This window comes from Massiliimalia timonensis (assembly GCF_900186585.1).
GTDB lineage: Bacteria > Bacillota > Clostridia > Oscillospirales > Ruminococcaceae > Massiliimalia > Massiliimalia timonensis.
In genome coordinates this window covers 601121-618109 of sequence record NZ_FYDD01000003.1, presented here as the reverse complement: position 1 = coordinate 618109, position 16989 = coordinate 601121, and the positions used below count along the sequence as shown (strand labels likewise).

The following is a 16989-nucleotide window of genomic DNA, read 5'->3' as shown; positions in this document are numbered from 1 at the left end:
AAAGGAGCGCCATCATGGATCAATTTCAGGATATCCTAAACCAATACCTTTCCGGAAAAACCACCTCGCCGAATGTTTATCCGCAGGCCATGCAAAATGCCGCGAACCAAACCAATGCCCAAAACTCGCTTCAGCCTTATCCCCAGCAGCCTACCCCCGGATATTCAGCCCTCTCCGGCCTTACCCCGATCGAACCGTCAAACCAACCGCAGTCGGAAATGCTGTACAATGACGAATATCTCAATGCGATCCTGCAAAAGTTTGTAGGGCATAAGGTTCTCGTTGAGTTTCTGATCGGCACCAATACCCTGACCGACCGCAGCGGTTACCTGCTGGAGGTCGGCGCCAATTACCTTATTTTAAACGAAATGGAAACCGACGACCTTTTGATTTGTGACTTCTATTCGGTCAAATTTGTCCGCGTGTATCTTTAAACTGCAAAACAGGGCGGTGGGCTCAAGCCCGCTGCCCTGTTTCTTTTATCGTTAAAAGTCCGCTGTCAATGCACACCCGATAGGATAACTCCCGTATCTCCCCTTTGGCAAAGCGCACCGTGATCTGGTCCTGAGGACCCGCCTTTTTTATGACGCCTTCCCCAAACAATTTGTGGACTACCCGCCGGCCTTTCAACCAGCTTTGGTCTCCTGCGTTTTCCGTATTTTTCCCCTGATAGGCCTCTCCGAAAAAGCGGGTCAAAAACCGGGATTTTGTAACATATTCATCATTGCAAAAGCTGGAAGTAAAGATCAAAAGCTTTTTTCTGGCACGGGTCACGGCCACATAAAAAAGACGGGTTTCCCCTTCCAGGGGTTCCCGGTCCCCGGCGTCCGCGTCCTCCAATGCCTGCAAGGTGGGCAGTACTCCGTCGATAAAATCCAGCAAGATCACCGTGTCAAATTCCAAGCCCTTGCTGGAATGAACCGAAGAAAGCGTTACCCGGCACTCCTTTCCCGATCCTTCCGCCTGTCCGAGCCGCCGGCTCAGAAAATCCAGCGCAGACAAAAACTCCCGCACTGTTGTGTGCCGGCCCGCTAGGGTTTTTAAGATATTCAGCTTTAAAGCGGCGTTGATCCGGTTTATCCCAGTGCCGGAACGCTTTTTCAGATATTCCCCGTACCCCAGCCGGGATTCGATCAGATCTATCACCTGGCGGGGTAGCTTTTTTGCAAAGCGCCCCATTTCCTCCATGATCTGGACAAGCCTTTTCCTAGAAGCATAAGAAGTGTCCGGGCAGTCGATTGCCGCTTCCCAAACAGAATCATACCGTGCAAGGTTATACTTGACATAAATCAAAGTCATCCGTGAGCAATAGCATTGATAACATATCCGTTCAAAGTCAGGCAGCGACTTGGGGTTTAAAGCCAAATTCAGGTAGGCTGTAACATCCCTTACGACAAAGCTTGAAAAAAATCTCTGGCTGTTCTCCTTGCAGTAATAGGAGACCCCCTGCTCTTCCAGCAGGTCGACCACCGGCACCGCGCTTTCATTGTTGCGGTATAAAACCGCTACAGTCCCCGCCGTATTTTGGATCTCCTCTAAGATATGTTGATACTGGTCCCTGTAATCCTCCAAGGGCTGAACTGCCACGGAATCCCGCTGCCTGCTTGCCGGCACCATCTTTTTTTTATAGCGGTTCCGGTTTAGCTCAATCACCGCGTTGGCCTGGTCAACCAGATCCGCCGGACAGCGGTAATTCATTTCGATCTTCAGAACCTTTGCGTTTGGATAACGGGCAGGAAACTCTGTCAGCCCTTCGGGATACGCTCCCCGGAAAGAGTAAATGCATTGATCCTCATCCCCTACCACAAACAGTCGTTTCCCTTTCCCGATCAAATTCAGGATCTCGTACTGCAACTTGGAGGTATCCTGCGCTTCGTCCAGATAAATCTCGTCATACCTGCCCATGACCGCCTCCCGCACTGCCGGCGCCTTTTGCAGGATCGTCAGCGCAAAAAAAAGCATGTCGTCATAATCCATCAGGTTCTGTTCTTTTTTGGCTTGTTCGTACCGATCTAGGATCTCTCTGAAATTTGGGGCGGTGATCTCATAATCTTTTAATTCTTCCCGTGGGATCATCAGATTGTTCACTAGGCTGATATCGTTTACTAGGCTTTCCAGCATGTCATCGGTCAGATATTCCTCGTTCACCTGCTGATAGATCCTCCGCAGCAAAGCCGCTCCCTGCCCGTCTATCAGCTCCGGGCGTTTTCTCCGGTAGCGTTTCGCGTAATACTCCAAAACCATGTAACAAAAACTGTGGATCGTCGAAAAACGCGGAACCAAAGGGATTTTTTCAGAAAACAGGGTCAAAAACCTCCGCTTCATGTCCTTGGCCGCCTCCCGGCTAAAGGTAAGCGTTAAAACACGCTTTCCTTCTGTTTTCCCGGTCAGTATCCTGTGAGCGATCCGGCTCACCAGCACAGTGGTTTTCCCGGAACCCGGCACCGCCAAAAGAAGGATCTGCGGATCTTCCGCCAGTACAGCCTGTTCCTGCTGCTTGTCCAGCGAAATTTCAAATCTTTCTTTTAAATATTCTGTGATCTGTTCCACGTTCTCCCTCTTTTCTAAAAGCTGAAAAACAGACGGAGGTTTCCCGCCGTCTGTTTTTCCCTTTATTCTACTGTTACAGATTTCGCCAAATTTCTCGGTTTGTCAACGTCACACCCACGAAGCACAGCGGTATAATATGCAAATAACTGCAGCGGAATCACCGCCAGCAAAGGCATCAAAACATCCTCTGTCGTCGGAAGGCGTAAAATGTAATCCGCAATATCGTCTTTCACTTCAAAGCGGTCGTTCACTACCAGCAGTACCTTAGCGCCGCGGGTCGTCACCTCTTTGATGTTGCTGATGGTCTTTTCGTAAATGTGTTCCTGGGTCGCCACGGCTACCACTGGGACATGATCCGTGATCAAGGATATAGTGCCGTGTTTTAATTCCCCGGCAGCATATGCCTCGCTGTGGATATAGGAGATCTCTTTCAGCTTCAAAGAGCCTTCCATTGACAGCGCATAATCCAGCCCCCGTCCAATATAAAACAGGTGCTCCGCATTCTGGAAACGGGAAGCAAAGTATTGGCAGGTATCCGACTGTGCAAGAATATCCTGCTGTTTTTCAGGCATCGCCTGAATGATCTCACAATACCGCCGTACCTCTTCTTCCGTTAATGTACCGCGTACCAATGCCATTTTTAAAGCAATCAGATACATCACGGACATCTGGACTGTATAAGCCTTGGTGCTGGCCACTGCAATTTCCGGCCCCGCCCAAGTATAGATGATACTGTCAGCCTCCCGGGCGATCGAAGAGCCAACCACATTGACGATCGCCATGGTATGGATGCCCTTTTCCTTGGCAAGGCGAAGCGCCGCCAAAGTGTCGGCCGTTTCCCCTGACTGGGAAATCACGATCACTAAATCGTCCGGAGCAAGGATCGGGTCGTTGTACCGAAATTCCGAAGCGATGCAAACCTCAGCCGGCACACGCACTAGTTTTTCCAAAGCGCATTTCCCGATCATCCCGGCATAGCTTGCCGTCCCGCATGCAACGATGTGAATTTTCCCAACCGAGCGGATCAGCTCATCGGTAAATGCCTCTACCTGCAAATCAGGCAAGCCATCCTTGATGCGCGGCGCCACAGTTTTTCGCAGCGCTTCAGGCTGTTCAAAAATCTCTTTCAGCATAAAGTGAGGATAACCGCCCTTTTCCGCCGCCTCAATGTCCCAAGTCGCGGTCTGTCGCTCTTTTTCAATCGGCTCCTGATCCAGGTTCAGGACTTTTACCCCATCTTTTTTCAAAATGACGATCTCGTTCTCGTCAATCAAATAATAATCCTTGGTGTATTTCAAAATTGCGGGGACATCGGAAGCAATAAAGTTTTCTTCTTCCCCCAGCCCCACGATCATCGGACTGTCCTTCCGGACTGCAAAAATCTGATCCGGATAATCGGAAAACATCATCCCAAACGCATAAGACCCCTTTACGCTTTGGATCACCTTTTTTACAGCTTCAAACGGATTTCCGTCATAATAGTAATCCAGCAGCTTTGCCACTGCTTCGGTATCTGTTTCCGATTCAAATACATATCCTTTGGAAATCAACCGTTCTTTGATCTCCAGATAATTTTCAATGATCCCGTTATGTACCAGCGTCACGCGGCTGTTTCCGTGTGGGTGGGAGTTGACGTCGCTTGGTTCCCCATGGGTCGCCCAACGGGTGTGGCCGATCCCGCAGCAGCCTTTCGGTACGCCGGCCAGTTTCATCTTTTCTTCTAAGTCAGATAAACGCCCTTTGGCCTTTACTACCTTGATCCCTTCGTCTTCAAATACAGCAATCCCAGCCGAGTCATAACCCCGGTATTCCAGCTTACGAAGCCCATCCACTAAAATTTCCGCCGCATTATTTTTGCCGATATAACCAACGATTCCGCACATAATAAAATCCTTTCCGCAATCAGGGTGCACAACAATAAATCGTAATAGCTTTTTGCTGTTACAACCACCAATCGCCCGTGTTATTTTGTATAGAAGATAAGCTGTATTTTTGTCCTCTCCGGTCGCCCAAAGTTTTTGTATACAGCCTAACGAGAAGCGTTGTGTCTTCCCGGGAGAGTACCCGCCGAATATCTCGATTTTCTCTCCACCTCGTTAACCATATGCGGACTCAGGTCTGGCGCTTTTTTATCCCGGCTTTTTGTTTTATATTCCCCTTTCCCCTTTTATTTTCCGCAATACAGGATAGTACTATTTTATGTTTTTAACTTCAATATTGTACCCCGTTTTCGTTAAAAAGTCAACTTTTCCGCCCCGTTTCCAGAATTTTGTCTTCCTATATGCAGATTATTCACAGTTTCCTGTGGAAATTGTCACGAATTTGGTATATGATAAAGATAAATACTTTGATTAGAAAGGATGCTGTCGGATGAGCCGTGCAATGTATCGATCCAATTTCCTAAGTAGCAATCAAAAGGACCGGATCGCCTATTATGTGTTTCAGGCAGATCCTCTGACCCAACCGCCTAAGGCGGTGATCCAAATCTCACATGGGATGTGCGAATATTTCCTGCGGTATAGCGATTTTGCCTCTTTTTTGGTAGATCATGGCTATGCCGTATGCGGGAACGACCACTTGGGGCATGGGGACTCTGTCCCAAGCGATAAATATCTGGGATATTTTGCTCCCGAAAAGGGCTGGAACTATCTGGTGGAGGATGTCCACCGTCTCACTGTCTTGATGAAAGGGCGGTTTCCCAATGTTCCAATTATCCTGCTGGGACACAGCATGGGATCGTTTATCGCCCGGCTGTATCTGGACCGTTACAGCCAGGAGCTTGCTGGCAGTATGATCGTCGGGACAAACGGCGGTAACCCCTTTACCGCCGTCGGAATCTCCCTTGCCAAGCAGATCAAAGCGGTCAAAGGCGAATTTTACCGCAGCGACCTGCTCCAGAAGATGATGAACGCAGGCTTTAACAGCAAATATGCAGAACATTATTCTATTTACGACTGGCTGAGCCGCGACAAACAGGTAGTGGATCAATTTGCCGCCGATGAAAAATGCGGTTTTACCTTTACCACCAGTGGCTTTTTAGATCTGTTTACCATGATACAAATGATCAGCCGCTCCTCTTGGGGAGAAAACATCCGCAAGGATCTGCCCCTTTATTTGTTTGCGGGCGCCGCCGACCCGGTGGGCGGTCACGGAAAAGGGGTCGAAAAGGTATCCCGTCACCTAAAGCAGCTTGGAATTCGGGATGTGGAATGTAAATTATACCCAGAGGCACGGCACGAAGTGCTGAATGAACTGAATAAACAGGAAGTTTATCAGGATTGCCTGGACTGGCTGAACCGCCACGGATTTGGCGAAAATTAAGCGGAACGGGGGTCACTTTATGAGACGGAAAGTATGGCTCGCCGGGATCTGCCTGTTTGTGGTTTTGCTGATCTGGCTGATCTGGGAAAGCGTAAGCCTGCAGGTCACAAAATATCAAGTTTCGTCTGAAAATCTTCCCAAAGCCTTTGATGGCTACCGGATCGTACAGGTATCGGATTTTCACAATCACCGTTATGGCGCCGATAACGCCGGTTTGCTGGAAGAAATCAAAAAGCTTCGGCCGGATATCATTGCTGTTACCGGCGACGTTATCACCAATTCCCGGGATCTTAAGACGGATAACACGCCAAATTTTCTCCGCCGCCTGACCGCGATCGCGCCCGTTTATTATGTGCCCGGAAACCATGAGGCGTGGACCCCGGAATATCCCCGATTAGAACGGCAGATGCGGGATGCGGGGATTCATGTCCTGAGAAACGAAAAAGTCGTCCTGCAAAAAGGGACGGATACCATTGAACTGTTAGGGGTGGACGATCCCGCCTTTGCAGAGGAATCTTTTGTAGACGACGCGGCGGCTATGGATGCTGCCCTGCAGAAGCTGTGCGACGGCTCTCATTGCCGTATCCTGCTTTCCCACCGCCCAGAGCTTTTTGACCAGTACGCCGCTCATCATATTGATCTGGTATTTTCCGGGCACGCGCATGGCGGGCAGTTCCGCCTGCCTGGCATTGGCGGGCTGTATGCTCCCAATCAGGGAATCTTCCCTAAATATTCCGGCGGGCTTTACCGCAAAGGAAATACGCAAATGGTTGTCAGCCGCGGCTTGGGAAACGGCTTTTTTCCGATCCGTATCGGTAACCGGTTGGAACTGGTTTTTGTCACCTTACATACAGAAAACGGCAGGTAGTTTACCTGCCGTTTTCTGTTGCGTCTGTCAAAGCAAATTCCCGAATGGGCTTTTCCTTTAAGATCACAATCTCTCGGTAGCCGGTTTGAATCCAGCCGTATTTTGCGAAGCGGCTTAAAACCTTACTCACAGTAACACGGGAAACCCCCGCAAGCTCCCCGATCTCCTCATGGCAGACCGAAACGGTCAGCTCGTCCCCTTTTTCTCTGGCCAAGTTGAGCAGAAGCTGCGCGATCCTGCGGTCCGCCTGCATAAACGCCATGTGGTCTACCTGCGCGGAAAGCATCCGCACAGTCCGCGATAAATAACGCAACAAATCCAGCGCCGTATCGGGCTGTTCGCGGAAATAACGCAGCAGTACCGGCTTGGTGATCACTACGATCTGTGAATCCTCTTCCGCCCTTGCCGAGGATACCCGTGGCAACTCGTCAAAAAAGGCCGCTTCTCCGAATACGGAACCCGGCTTTTGAATCGCCAGGGTTTTCTTGGTCCCATTGACCGAGCTTAAAAAAATACTGACTGTCCCTTTTTTCAGGTAATAAAATCCCTCTGCCCGCTCTCCCTGCCAGTAGATCATCTGTCCCTTTTTTACCCGCTTTACCGCCGTTTCCCGGGCAAACAGCGGTAACAGCCTGCTATTGGGCAGATTTTTTTCCATGGAACTTGCAATATAGCCAGAACCGTATTCCACCTGTCGTCCCCCCTGCCTTTTTCTTTTAATTGTAGCATACTTTACATTCTTGATGCAAGGAGTATAATATAATTAGATTATGCAATCCAAAATGAATGTTAAGAAAGAGATGATATTATGGGAATGACTATGACACAAAAAGTACTGGCGGCGCACGCCGGTCTTCCAGCCGTAAAAGCCGGTCAGCTAATCAAGGCGAAACTGGATCTGGTGCTTGGGAACGACATCACCTCCCCTGTCGCGATCAATGAATTCAATAAGGCAGGGTTCGACCAGATCTTTCATCAGGATAAGATCGCGCTGGTCATGGACCACTTTACCCCGAACAAAGACATCAAGGCGGCGGAGCAATGTAAGCAGTGCCGCACCTTCGCCAAACAGTTTCAGGTGAAAAACTATTTTGACGTCGGTGATATGGGAATCGAACATGCCCTTCTCCCCGAAAAAGGACTGGTCGCACCGGGCGACTGTGTCATCGGCGCAGATTCCCACACCTGCACCTACGGCGCTTTGGGCGCGTTCTCCACCGGCGTTGGCAGCACCGATATGGCCGCCGGCATGGCGACCGGAGAAGCTTGGTTCAAGGTTCCTTCCGCCATCAAATTCCACCTGACCGGAAAACTGAACAAATGGGTCAGCGGAAAGGATGTCATCCTGCACATCATCGGCATGATCGGTGTGGACGGCGCTTTGTACCGCTCCATGGAGTTCACTGGCGAGGGGTTAAAAAATCTGTCTATGGACGACCGTCTCTGCATGGCGAACATGGCGATTGAAGCCGGCGCTAAAAACGGGATCTTTGAAGTAGACGACGTCACCTTAAACTATGTCAAAGGACGCGTCAGCAAAGAGTACACCGTCTTTCAGGCAGACGCCGACGCAGAATATGACGAAGTATATGAAATTGATTTAAGCACGATCAAGTCCACAGTTTCCTTCCCGCATCTGCCGGAAAACACCAAAACGATCGACGAAGTGGGCGATGTAACAATCGATCAGGTCGTCATTGGTTCCTGCACCAACGGCCGTCTGGAAGACATGGAAACCGCGGCAGAGATCCTCAAAGGCAAACACATTGCCCCGGATGTACGCGCTATCATTATCCCGGGGACCCAGTCCATCTATAAAGAATGCATCAAACGCGGCTATGCGGAAATTTTCATCGATGCCGGCTGCGTCTTCTCCACCCCGACCTGCGGGCCTTGCCTGGGCGGCCACATGGGGATCCTAGCGGCTGGGGAACGTGCCGTTTCCACAACAAACCGCAACTTTGTCGGAAGAATGGGACATGTTGATTCCGAAGTTTATCTGGCAAGCCCGGCTGTTGCGGCCGCAAGCGCGCTGACCGGGAAGATTTCCGGGCCAGAAGAAGTGATGGGTTAATCGAAAGGGGTAATAAGCTATGAATACAAAAGGGTTTGTACATAAATACGGCGATAACGTTGATACCGACGTCATCATTCCCGCAAGATATTTGAACACGGCAGACGCTAAAGAACTGGCCAGCCATTGCATGGAGGACATTGATAAGGATTTTGTTAAAAATGTCAAGCCAAACGACATTATCGTTGCAAACTACAACTTTGGCTGCGGCTCTTCCCGGGAGCACGCCCCGCTGGCAATCAAAACCGCCGGTATTTCCTGTGTTATTGCCAAGACCTTTGCCCGGATCTTTTACCGCAACGCGATCAATATCGGGCTTGCGATTTTGGAATGCGAAGAGGCCGCCGATAAAATCGACGCGGGTAATGAAGTGGCGATCGATTTTGATACCGGTGTGATCACCAACCTGACGAAAGATGAAACCTATCAGGCGGAACCTTTCCCTGATTTTATCAAAGACATCATCAACAAGGGCGGTTTGTTGAACTCCCTGAAAAAGTAGGTGCCGGCATGGAAAAAATTTTGATTGCCGCCCCGCTTTATATTCTTCGTGAGGAAGCGCAGAAAGATCTGTTCGGTGTGCTGGAACGCCTGCATGAAATTGGGTATGACGGCGTAGAGCTGCTTGGCCTTTTTGGAAAAAAGCCGGAAGAACTTCGTAAAAAACTGGATCAGCTGGGCATGAAAGCGCTTGGCGACCACGTTTCCACCACCGATTTCCTCCGCGACCCGCAGCAGGTCATTGCAGACCACAAAATCCTAGGCTGTGAGTATCTCACCATCGGCTGGCCGGACCGGGACCTTCTTCCCGGCCAACCCGCTTACGAAGACGCGATACAGGATATCCAAACCTTGAGCGCGCTCTGTGTGCAGGAGGGGATCACCCCGCTGTACCATAACCACGATTTTGAATTCCGCATCATCCCCTCCACCCTGGACCGGGTAATGGAATACGGAAAACAACACGGGCTTTGTCTAGAACCCGACCTTGGCTGGATGCTTTTTGGGGGCGCCGACCCTGCTTCTTATCTGAAACTGTATCAGGACTGCTCCCCTGTCATTCACCTGAAAGACGTTTATGCGCTTTCCTTTGAACAAGCTGGCAAGGGGGAAGAATTGGGAGAGGAAAAGGCGCGGCCGGAGAAGGGATTTTTTGAATTCCGTCCGGTAGGGTACGGCCTGCTGGATCTCCCGCGGCTGATGCCGCTCTGCTTAGCCTGCCAGCCAAAATGGCTGGTCGCGGACCACGACCTTGCGTATGACCGCGACAGCTACGAAGATCTGGCATGGAGCCTTTCTTATATCCGCAACATGCTCAAAATCTGTGGAAAATCTTAAAAATATCTATCATCTGTAAAAGGAGTTTCATAACATGGAAAAAAACATCGTACTGATCAAAGGCGACGGTATCGGCCCTGAAATCGTTGATGAAGCTTTGAAAGTGTTGGATAAGGTCTGCGAAAAATATGGCCACACGTTCCGCTATACCCGCATCCTCATGGGCGGTGAATCCATTGATGAATACGGCGTGCCGTTGACAGACGAGGCGCTGGACACCGCAAAAGCAGCGGACGCCGTCCTGCTTGGCAGCGTCGGCGGCCCAAAATGGGATGATCTTCCCGGTCACCTGCGCCCCGAAAAAGGCTTACTGGCGATCCGGAAAGGCTTGGGGTTATTTGCCAACGTCCGTCCAGCTTACCTATACCCGGAACTAAAGGCCGCATGCCCGCTGCGTGATGAGATCATCGGCGACGGCTTTGATATGGTCGTGATGCGTGAGCTGACCGGCGGATTGTACTTCGGCGCACGCGAAACCGTAGAACAGGACGGCCAAATGGTTGCCAAGGACACCCTGACCTATTCGGAAGAAGAGATCAGGCGGATCGCTGTCAAAGGCTTTGACATTGCCAGAAAACGCAGGAACAAAGTCATCAGTGTGGATAAGGCGAATGTTTTGGATTCCTCCCGCCTGTGGAGAAAGGTTGTGCATGAGGTTGCCGCTTCTTATCCGGACGTAGAGTGCGTTGACATGCTGGTAGACAACTGCGCCATGCAGCTTGTCAAAGACCCCAAGCAGTTCGACGTGATTCTCACGGAAAACATGTTCGGCGACATCCTTTCCGATGAAGCAAGCATGGTGACCGGATCGATCGGGATGCTTTCCTCTGCAAGCCTGAATGAAACCAAGTTTGGGCTTTATGAGCCAAGCCATGGTTCTGCGCCGGACATTGCCGGCATGGATCTTGCGAACCCGATCGCTACGATCCTTTCCGCAGCGATGATGCTCCGTTATTCTTTCGACTTAGATCAGGAAGCGGATGCGATCGAAAATGCAGTCAAACAGGTTTTGGCAGACGGTTACCGCACCGGTGACATTATGAGCGACGGCTGTAAGCAAGTCGGCTGTAAAGAAATGGGCGATTTGATCGCCGAACGTGTATAGCTTGGCAAAACACTAAAATAGAAAAAGACGGACGGCAAATTATCAGACCTCCGTCTTTTTTTCGTGAAAATAAGCGTGACGAAGTGCGATAAAAATGGTATAATAGACGCGAGGTGACGGATAATGGATCTGCTGGAAAATCCAAGCCACTGCCCTTCTCTGGAAGAGATCAGGAAATATATAAATAACCCGCTATTCTCTGAATTTTATCATGCTGTTACAGAAAAGTATCATGCGATAGAAAAAATAGAGTTCAGCAAATGCAGCTTAGCATACGGATGGAACATCAAACTAAAAAAATCCGGGAAATCATTGTGTACGATCTACCCCGGAAAGGGGGATTTTACCGTATTGGTTGTGATCGGGGAGCAGAAACAACCAGCCGTGGAACTATTATTGCCCGATCTTACCCCGGAAGTACAAAAAATTTATCGAGAAACTAAAGAAGGCAACGGGCAAAGATGGCTGATGATCGACTTCACAGACAATAAATCCGTCTGCCAAGATGTGTTGCGCCTGATAGAAATCAGACACAGCCGTTAATCTTTCAGATAAAGGAGAATTTGAAACTACAATGAAATGGATGATCGCTTCTGATATTCATGGCTCTGCTTATTACTGTAAACAAATGGTAGAAGCCTATCGCCGGGAAAAGGCAGACCGCCTGCTTTTATTGGGAGATCTGCTTTATCATGGCCCCAGAAATGACCTCCCCCGGGACTATGCGCCCAAACAGGTCATTGCCATGCTCAACGAGCTTTCCAATGACATCCTGTGTGTACGTGGAAACTGTGACACCGAGGTGGATCAAATGGTGCTGGATTTCCCGATCCTTGCAGATTACGCTATCCTTTGTGAACAGGGACGCCTCATTTTTGCAACGCACGGCCACCGATACAATGAAGCCGACTTACCAAAAATAAAGCACGGCGACATTTTGCTAAACGGGCATACTCATGTTCCGGCTTGCGATCAGCACGGGCATTACACCTATCTGAATCCCGGTTCTGTTTCTATCCCCAAGGAAGGCAGCCCCAACAGCTACCTGACATTAGAGGACGGCGCTTTCTTGTGGAAAACGCTGGAGGGAACTGTCTGGAAAGAGTTTACGATCGCCCCGTAGCAGGCCGCCAAAATATCCGGTAAAATAGGCTATTTAAAAAACAACGAGTAAACGAGCAGGCGAAATTTTCGCCTGCTCGTTTTACTTTTCTTGCGTCTGTTCTGTTTCTTCCGTTTCCTTGACCGGTTCAATGATGATCTTCCCATCCTCCAGTTCCACCCGGACTTTATTTTTGTTCTGCAAGCCGAGCGAATCCAGATATTCCCTGGGAAGCTGTACCCGTCCCGCCCGGTCCATCACAACAAATTCTTCGTGGCTGTCCTGATCTAAGAAGCTGCCCATTTCGTCTAAGACGCTGGAATACTTCTGCCGCCGGATAAATTCGGAGCTCGTTTTTCCATCCCGGATCGCGATGATCCGATCCACCTTTCTGGACAACGACATATCGTGAGTAACGATAACCACCGTGACGCCCAGCTGTTCATTGACTTCCCGGAACACCTGTAAAATTTGGTCCGAGGTTTGGGTATCCACCGCGCCGGTCGGTTCATCTGCAAGCAACAGCTTCGGCTGATTTGCCAGTGCGATCCCAATCGCTACCCGTTGCTGTTCCCCGCCGGAAAGCTCGCTCAACTTATTGTCCGCACGGCCGGAAAGCCCAACCATATCAAGCAGTTCTTTTCCCCATCTGCGGTGCTCCGTCTTTAGGCGGCGATGCTTCAGGCGTATCACCAGTTCAATATTTTCCGTGGCGGTCAAATAAGGCAGCAGGTTTCTCGCCACATTCTGCCAAACAAACCCCACTGTGCTGCGCCGGTACTCTACCAAATCCCTGTCCTTAAACTTTAACAGATCCTGTCCGTTTACTAAGATCTTTCCGGCAGTTGGCTTATCCAGCCCGCCCAGCATATTCAGCAGGGTCGATTTCCCGCTTCCGCTGTTTCCGATGATCCCCACCAGATCACCCTGTCTTACTGTCAAATCAAGCCCCTGCAAAGCCAGTATCTCCGTTTCCTCCGTGCGGTAGATCTTTACAAGATTCTCACAAAGAATCATCTCAGTGTCACTGTGCATCGACAATCTCCCCATCCTGTAAGCTGTATACCGTGTCTGCGATTTCCATCATATTCGGGTCATGGGTCGTCATAACAACCGTAATTTTTTCCGTTTCGATCAGCTCTTTCAGAAGCTTCACCACATGCAGCGCGGTTGCGGTATCAAGCTGCGCTGTCGGTTCGTCCGCAAACACTACCTTTGGGTGATGAGCAATTGCCCTTGCAATGGCGATCCGCTGCTGTTCCCCGCCGGAAAGCTCGCCGGGAAGATGGGCCGTCCTGTTCCCAAGCCCAACAAGGTTTAAGTATTTCTGTACCAGCGGCTTGTATTCCTGATAAGGTATCCCCGCGATCCGCAGACCAAATTCCACATTTTCATAGGCAGTCATCTGGCTCATCAGCGCCACGGACTGAAAAATGACCCCAATTTCTTCCCTGCGGAACCGGTCCTTCTCTGCTTCGGAAAACTTGGTAATATCCTCATCGTGATAATAAATATTCCCCTGTGTCGGCATATCCAGCGTGCTCAGTAAATTTAAAAGAGTGGTCTTCCCAGACCCCGAACGCCCGCGCAAAACGGTGAGCTCCCCCTGTTTTACTGTAAGGGAAACGTTTTTTACAGCATTGATCACTGTATTTCCTACCTGGTATTGCCGGTACAGCCCATTGGTAGAAATGATAATCGTTTTTTCCATCTATGCTCTCCACTTTATGTTTAATCTTCGCCCAGTTTTAGGGCCTGATCGATCTTAATTTTACTGATCATCCGTCCCAGGATCAGTACCCCGAACAGAATCATCAAAGCAATCACAACAAATATCTTCACATAATCAGACGGATCCATATAAATGCTGAACGGCGGCACCTGTTCTGAAGGCGCGTAAAGGTATTGCAGCAGCGGGATAGTCAGCTTGTTGACCAGCAGGCCGATCAAAATCCCGGCGGCTACCGCCCCTCCGGTAATCATCAGCTGCTCACAGCCCAGCATGAGCAAAAGACTGCGCCTGGAAAGCCCCATTGCCCGAAGCACCCCGAATTGAAGCGTACGTTCTTTCAAATTCAGAATCCAGAAAATCAAAAATCCAATAAAACTGATTGCTAGGGTGATCACAAAACTCAGTGTCAGGGATCCGTTGATCCCCTGTAGCATCGGGTCGTTTTTGATCTGGATGATCTGCTGTCCAGCGTCCTCGACCTCGGCAACCGGAAGCTTTTTATCCTGAATATCCTGATAAACCTCCGCATGGGTGATATCTCCATCCAAACTCAGCCAAATTTCATAGGGTTCCAGCCGCATCTGTGCCTGAATCAAGCTGTAATTTGCGATCACTAGAGCCGGCGCCTTATCCGGATCTGTTTCTGTGTCCTGTTTATCTGATTTTACCGGGTTAAAGGAAGGCCAATAATCTACAAAGCCAGCGACGATCCCATCCATTGCATAAGGCTGATCTTTCCAAGCCACCTGGATCTCATCCCCTACCTTTAGGCCCCTTTCTTTCATCGAAGAGGAAAGCAACATCATTCGCGGGTCCTCTGCCAAAAGGTTGAGGTACTCGTTGATATGATAAGGCAAAAGATCACTTCGCATCCAGGCTACTTTCGCAAACTCATGTGGTGTGATCCCCATAAGCTGTACATCATTCCAGCCATCGCTTCCCCTGGAAACTGTTGTGCCCGGCTTTTGGAACACCTTAGTGGCTGATCCCACACCCTTTATTTCCTCAAACGGCTGAAATGGAATATCCAGATAAGTAACGGAATGCACCAGGTATCCCTCCTCATCCGGTAATGCGGGCTCCAGCTTTGTTTCCTCTCCCTCCTCGCTTTCCGCCACCTTGTAGTAGGAGTCCTGATATGGAAGGCTTATCCCCAGCACCATATCCGTGCCAACCGCGTAGTTAACACGATCTTCCATAAAGGTATTTAATGTTCTCGCAGCTGTTGCATGGAACATGGCAAGAGCTACCGTCAAAATTATAAACAGGATAATGAACTGATCCTTTCCCTTGGAACGGGAAACTGATAAAAAAGAAGCATAAAGCTGGGGCGACCAAGCTCTTTTTCCAATCAAAAAAATCAGTTTTATCAAATACGGAAAAACCCGCAAAAATAAAAGCCCAAGTCCTAAAATCAATAAAGCGTTAATCAAAAATAAAGCCGGATCGATGTAAGAAAGCATCCCGGTGTCCGAATGGGACAATGAACGGCTCATATTGGTATAATTATATATCAGATAAGCGGAAACAGCGATCAGGATAAAGTCGATCCCTATTTTTTGCCACCAGGAACCCTTAAAAAACCTCCCCTTTTTCCGTTTATATTCTACAATCGACATTCTGGATGCCTGCACGGCAGGGATCATGATCGCGAGAAATCCGATCATAAACACGCTTAACAGTCCCAGAAAATAGGAACTGTTCAGATGAAAATCCACATTGATGTTTTTTCGCCCTACCAATTCCATAAATCCATTGGAAAGCCCAAGCACTTTACAGATAAAAATCCCGGCTAATGTTCCCGGCACCACAGATACAAGTGCAATTATCCCATTTTTCATGATGGTTTCTGAGAAGATCTGAAGATTGTTCGCCCCTCTGCTTTTGAGCAGCACAATATCATTTTTTTCATGCTCCATGATCAAGGAAGATACCATGAAAATATAGAAAAATAGCATCAGTATCACCGGCGCTAACAGCACCTGAAGCGTCATATTCAAATTTTCATGGCGCTCGGTATAGGAACGAAATACCTCAAGTGCTTTAAAGACAACGGAAGCGTCTTCTCCCACTGTGCTTTTCAGTTGTCCCAGCCGAGATGTCACAGTAGAAACCTGATCCATTTGCAAATCATGATAATCAAAGGTATAATACCAGTTTGCACTGTCGATCAAAGGGGTTTCACCCTCAACAAACAAATCCTGAAATAACCCAAAATCCATCATTGCATTCTTTTTGTGATCCTCAATTTTGCTGTTCCAGTACAGGTCGCCGGTATCCTTATAGGTATAAACTCCAACGACCTTCAGCTTCTGTGCCGGATATCTTTCCTTATATGGAGTCAGGTCGAAGGTATCACCCAAAGAAAGCTCGAAAAAATTTAATCCTTCTTCTGTTAGCATCACCTCAATAATTTCTCCATTTTTCTGCGATGACGGGAATTTTCCGGCAATCAGGCTGCAATGGTCGAACAGGTCTTTTCGCCCGGTCAGATTCATCGCTTCTTTCCGGTCCCGCGAGGTGCCCCTGACCACTTTTACATAACTGTCAACATAGCGGTACTGCTTGCTGGAAACAACGACCGGGACTCCCAGCGAGGCAATATTGTCCTCATCTATCTTTTTCTCTAAAAGGAAAAAGGTATCAAGCGCTTTTTCCAGCTCTTCCTCTTGCATATTGGGCTGGATCGCCCGAAGCGTAACAGAATAATTTCCCGGATAAAGTCCGGTTTCCTCCTGCCGTGCTTCCATATCCTTGATCAGCATGCGGTGCAAAATGCTTCCGGTATAAATTGGAATACAAGTAATTACAGCAGTACTGATGATAAAACCAATCAGCAGGCAGGCCACCATCCACTTGTTTCGCATCATTTTCCTGACACAAAATTCAAACAAGCTGC

General features: G+C 49.1%; 15 protein-coding genes. 9 read left to right on the top strand and 6 right to left on the bottom strand.

The annotated features are described in order from the left end of the window. Positions 1–14: 14 nt before the first annotated feature. Complete coding sequence (locus CIB36_RS04975; protein WP_093988432.1) at positions 15–434, top strand: hypothetical protein; 420 nt, start codon at positions 15–17, stop codon at positions 432–434. A 22-nt stretch (positions 435–456) separates the two neighbouring features. Here the strand turns inward: CIB36_RS04975 and CIB36_RS04970 are convergent, their stop codons facing one another. Both CIB36_RS04970 and glmS read right to left on the bottom strand, forming a co-directional pair. Next, positions 457–2550 carry an ATP-dependent helicase gene (locus CIB36_RS04970; protein WP_093988431.1) on the bottom strand — a complete coding sequence of 698 codons (2094 nt, stop codon included), beginning with the start codon at positions 2548–2550 and terminating at the stop codon, positions 457–459. 62 nt (positions 2551–2612) lie between these two features. Then, positions 2613–4433 carry a glutamine--fructose-6-phosphate transaminase (isomerizing) gene (glmS, locus tag CIB36_RS04965; RefSeq protein WP_093988430.1) on the bottom strand — a complete coding sequence of 607 codons (1821 nt, stop codon included), beginning with the start codon at positions 4431–4433 and terminating at the stop codon, positions 2613–2615. A 487-nt stretch (positions 4434–4920) separates the two neighbouring features. On the opposite strand from glmS, the gene CIB36_RS04960 reads away from it, so the two are divergent. After that, positions 4921–5871 carry an alpha/beta fold hydrolase gene (locus CIB36_RS04960; protein ID WP_093988429.1) on the top strand — a complete coding sequence of 317 codons (951 nt, stop codon included), beginning with the start codon at positions 4921–4923 and terminating at the stop codon, positions 5869–5871. 19 nt (positions 5872–5890) lie between these two features. Further along, entirely contained in the window at positions 5891–6739 is an 849-nt protein-coding gene (locus tag CIB36_RS04955; protein WP_093988428.1) for a metallophosphoesterase, read from the top strand. Position 6740: 1 nt separating this feature from the next. On the opposite strand, the gene CIB36_RS04950 is transcribed toward CIB36_RS04955, so the two are convergent. Further along, entirely contained in the window at positions 6741–7430 is a 690-nt protein-coding gene (locus CIB36_RS04950; protein ID WP_093988427.1) for a Crp/Fnr family transcriptional regulator, read from the bottom strand. 117 nt (positions 7431–7547) lie between these two features. Here CIB36_RS04950 and leuC point away from each other — a divergent pair, with 117 nt between their 5' ends. The 6 genes from leuC (at position 7548) to yfcE (ending at position 12379) form a co-directional block, all read left to right on the top strand. Beyond that, positions 7548–8813, top strand: coding sequence for a 3-isopropylmalate dehydratase large subunit (leuC, locus tag CIB36_RS04945; protein ID WP_093988426.1), 1266 nt, complete (start codon positions 7548–7550; stop codon positions 8811–8813). A gap of 19 nt (positions 8814–8832) precedes the next feature. Next, on the top strand, positions 8833–9315 hold the full coding sequence (gene leuD, locus CIB36_RS04940; protein WP_093988425.1) for a 3-isopropylmalate dehydratase small subunit: 483 nt from the start codon (positions 8833–8835) through the stop codon (positions 9313–9315). 8 nt (positions 9316–9323) lie between these two features. After that, positions 9324–10151, top strand: a complete 828-nt coding sequence (locus CIB36_RS04935) for a sugar phosphate isomerase/epimerase family protein (RefSeq protein WP_093988424.1) — start codon at positions 9324–9326, stop codon at positions 10149–10151. A gap of 34 nt (positions 10152–10185) precedes the next feature. After that, a complete protein-coding gene (gene leuB, locus CIB36_RS04930) occupies positions 10186–11256 on the top strand; it encodes a 3-isopropylmalate dehydrogenase (protein WP_093988423.1) in 1071 nt (356 codons plus the stop codon). Between the two features lie 123 nt (positions 11257–11379). After that, entirely contained in the window at positions 11380–11799 is a 420-nt protein-coding gene (locus CIB36_RS04925) for a DUF3788 domain-containing protein (protein WP_093988422.1), read from the top strand. A 31-nt stretch (positions 11800–11830) separates the two neighbouring features. Beyond that, positions 11831–12379 (top strand): phosphodiesterase, encoded by a 549-nt coding sequence (yfcE, locus tag CIB36_RS04920; RefSeq protein WP_093988421.1) that lies wholly within the window; start codon positions 11831–11833, stop codon positions 12377–12379. Positions 12380–12460: 81 nt separating this feature from the next. Here yfcE and CIB36_RS04915 read toward each other — a convergent pair whose 3' ends face one another. The 3 genes from CIB36_RS04915 to CIB36_RS04905 are packed head-to-tail and all read right to left on the bottom strand — an operon-like array spanning position 12461 to position 16984. Next, positions 12461–13393: an ATP-binding cassette domain-containing protein gene (locus CIB36_RS04915; protein ID WP_229408195.1), complete on the bottom strand. Its 933-nt coding sequence runs from the start codon at positions 13391–13393 to the stop codon at positions 12461–12463. Next, the gene (locus tag CIB36_RS04910; protein WP_093988420.1) at positions 13383–14069 is read right to left on the bottom strand and encodes an ABC transporter ATP-binding protein; all 687 of its coding nucleotides are present in this window, start codon (positions 14067–14069) and stop codon (positions 13383–13385) included. Before CIB36_RS04910 ends, CIB36_RS04915 begins: the two co-directional genes overlap by 11 nt. A 20-nt stretch (positions 14070–14089) precedes the next feature. After that, entirely contained in the window at positions 14090–16984 is a 2895-nt protein-coding gene (locus CIB36_RS04905) for an ABC transporter permease (protein ID WP_093988419.1), read from the bottom strand. Between the last annotated feature and the right edge of the window lie 5 nt (positions 16985–16989).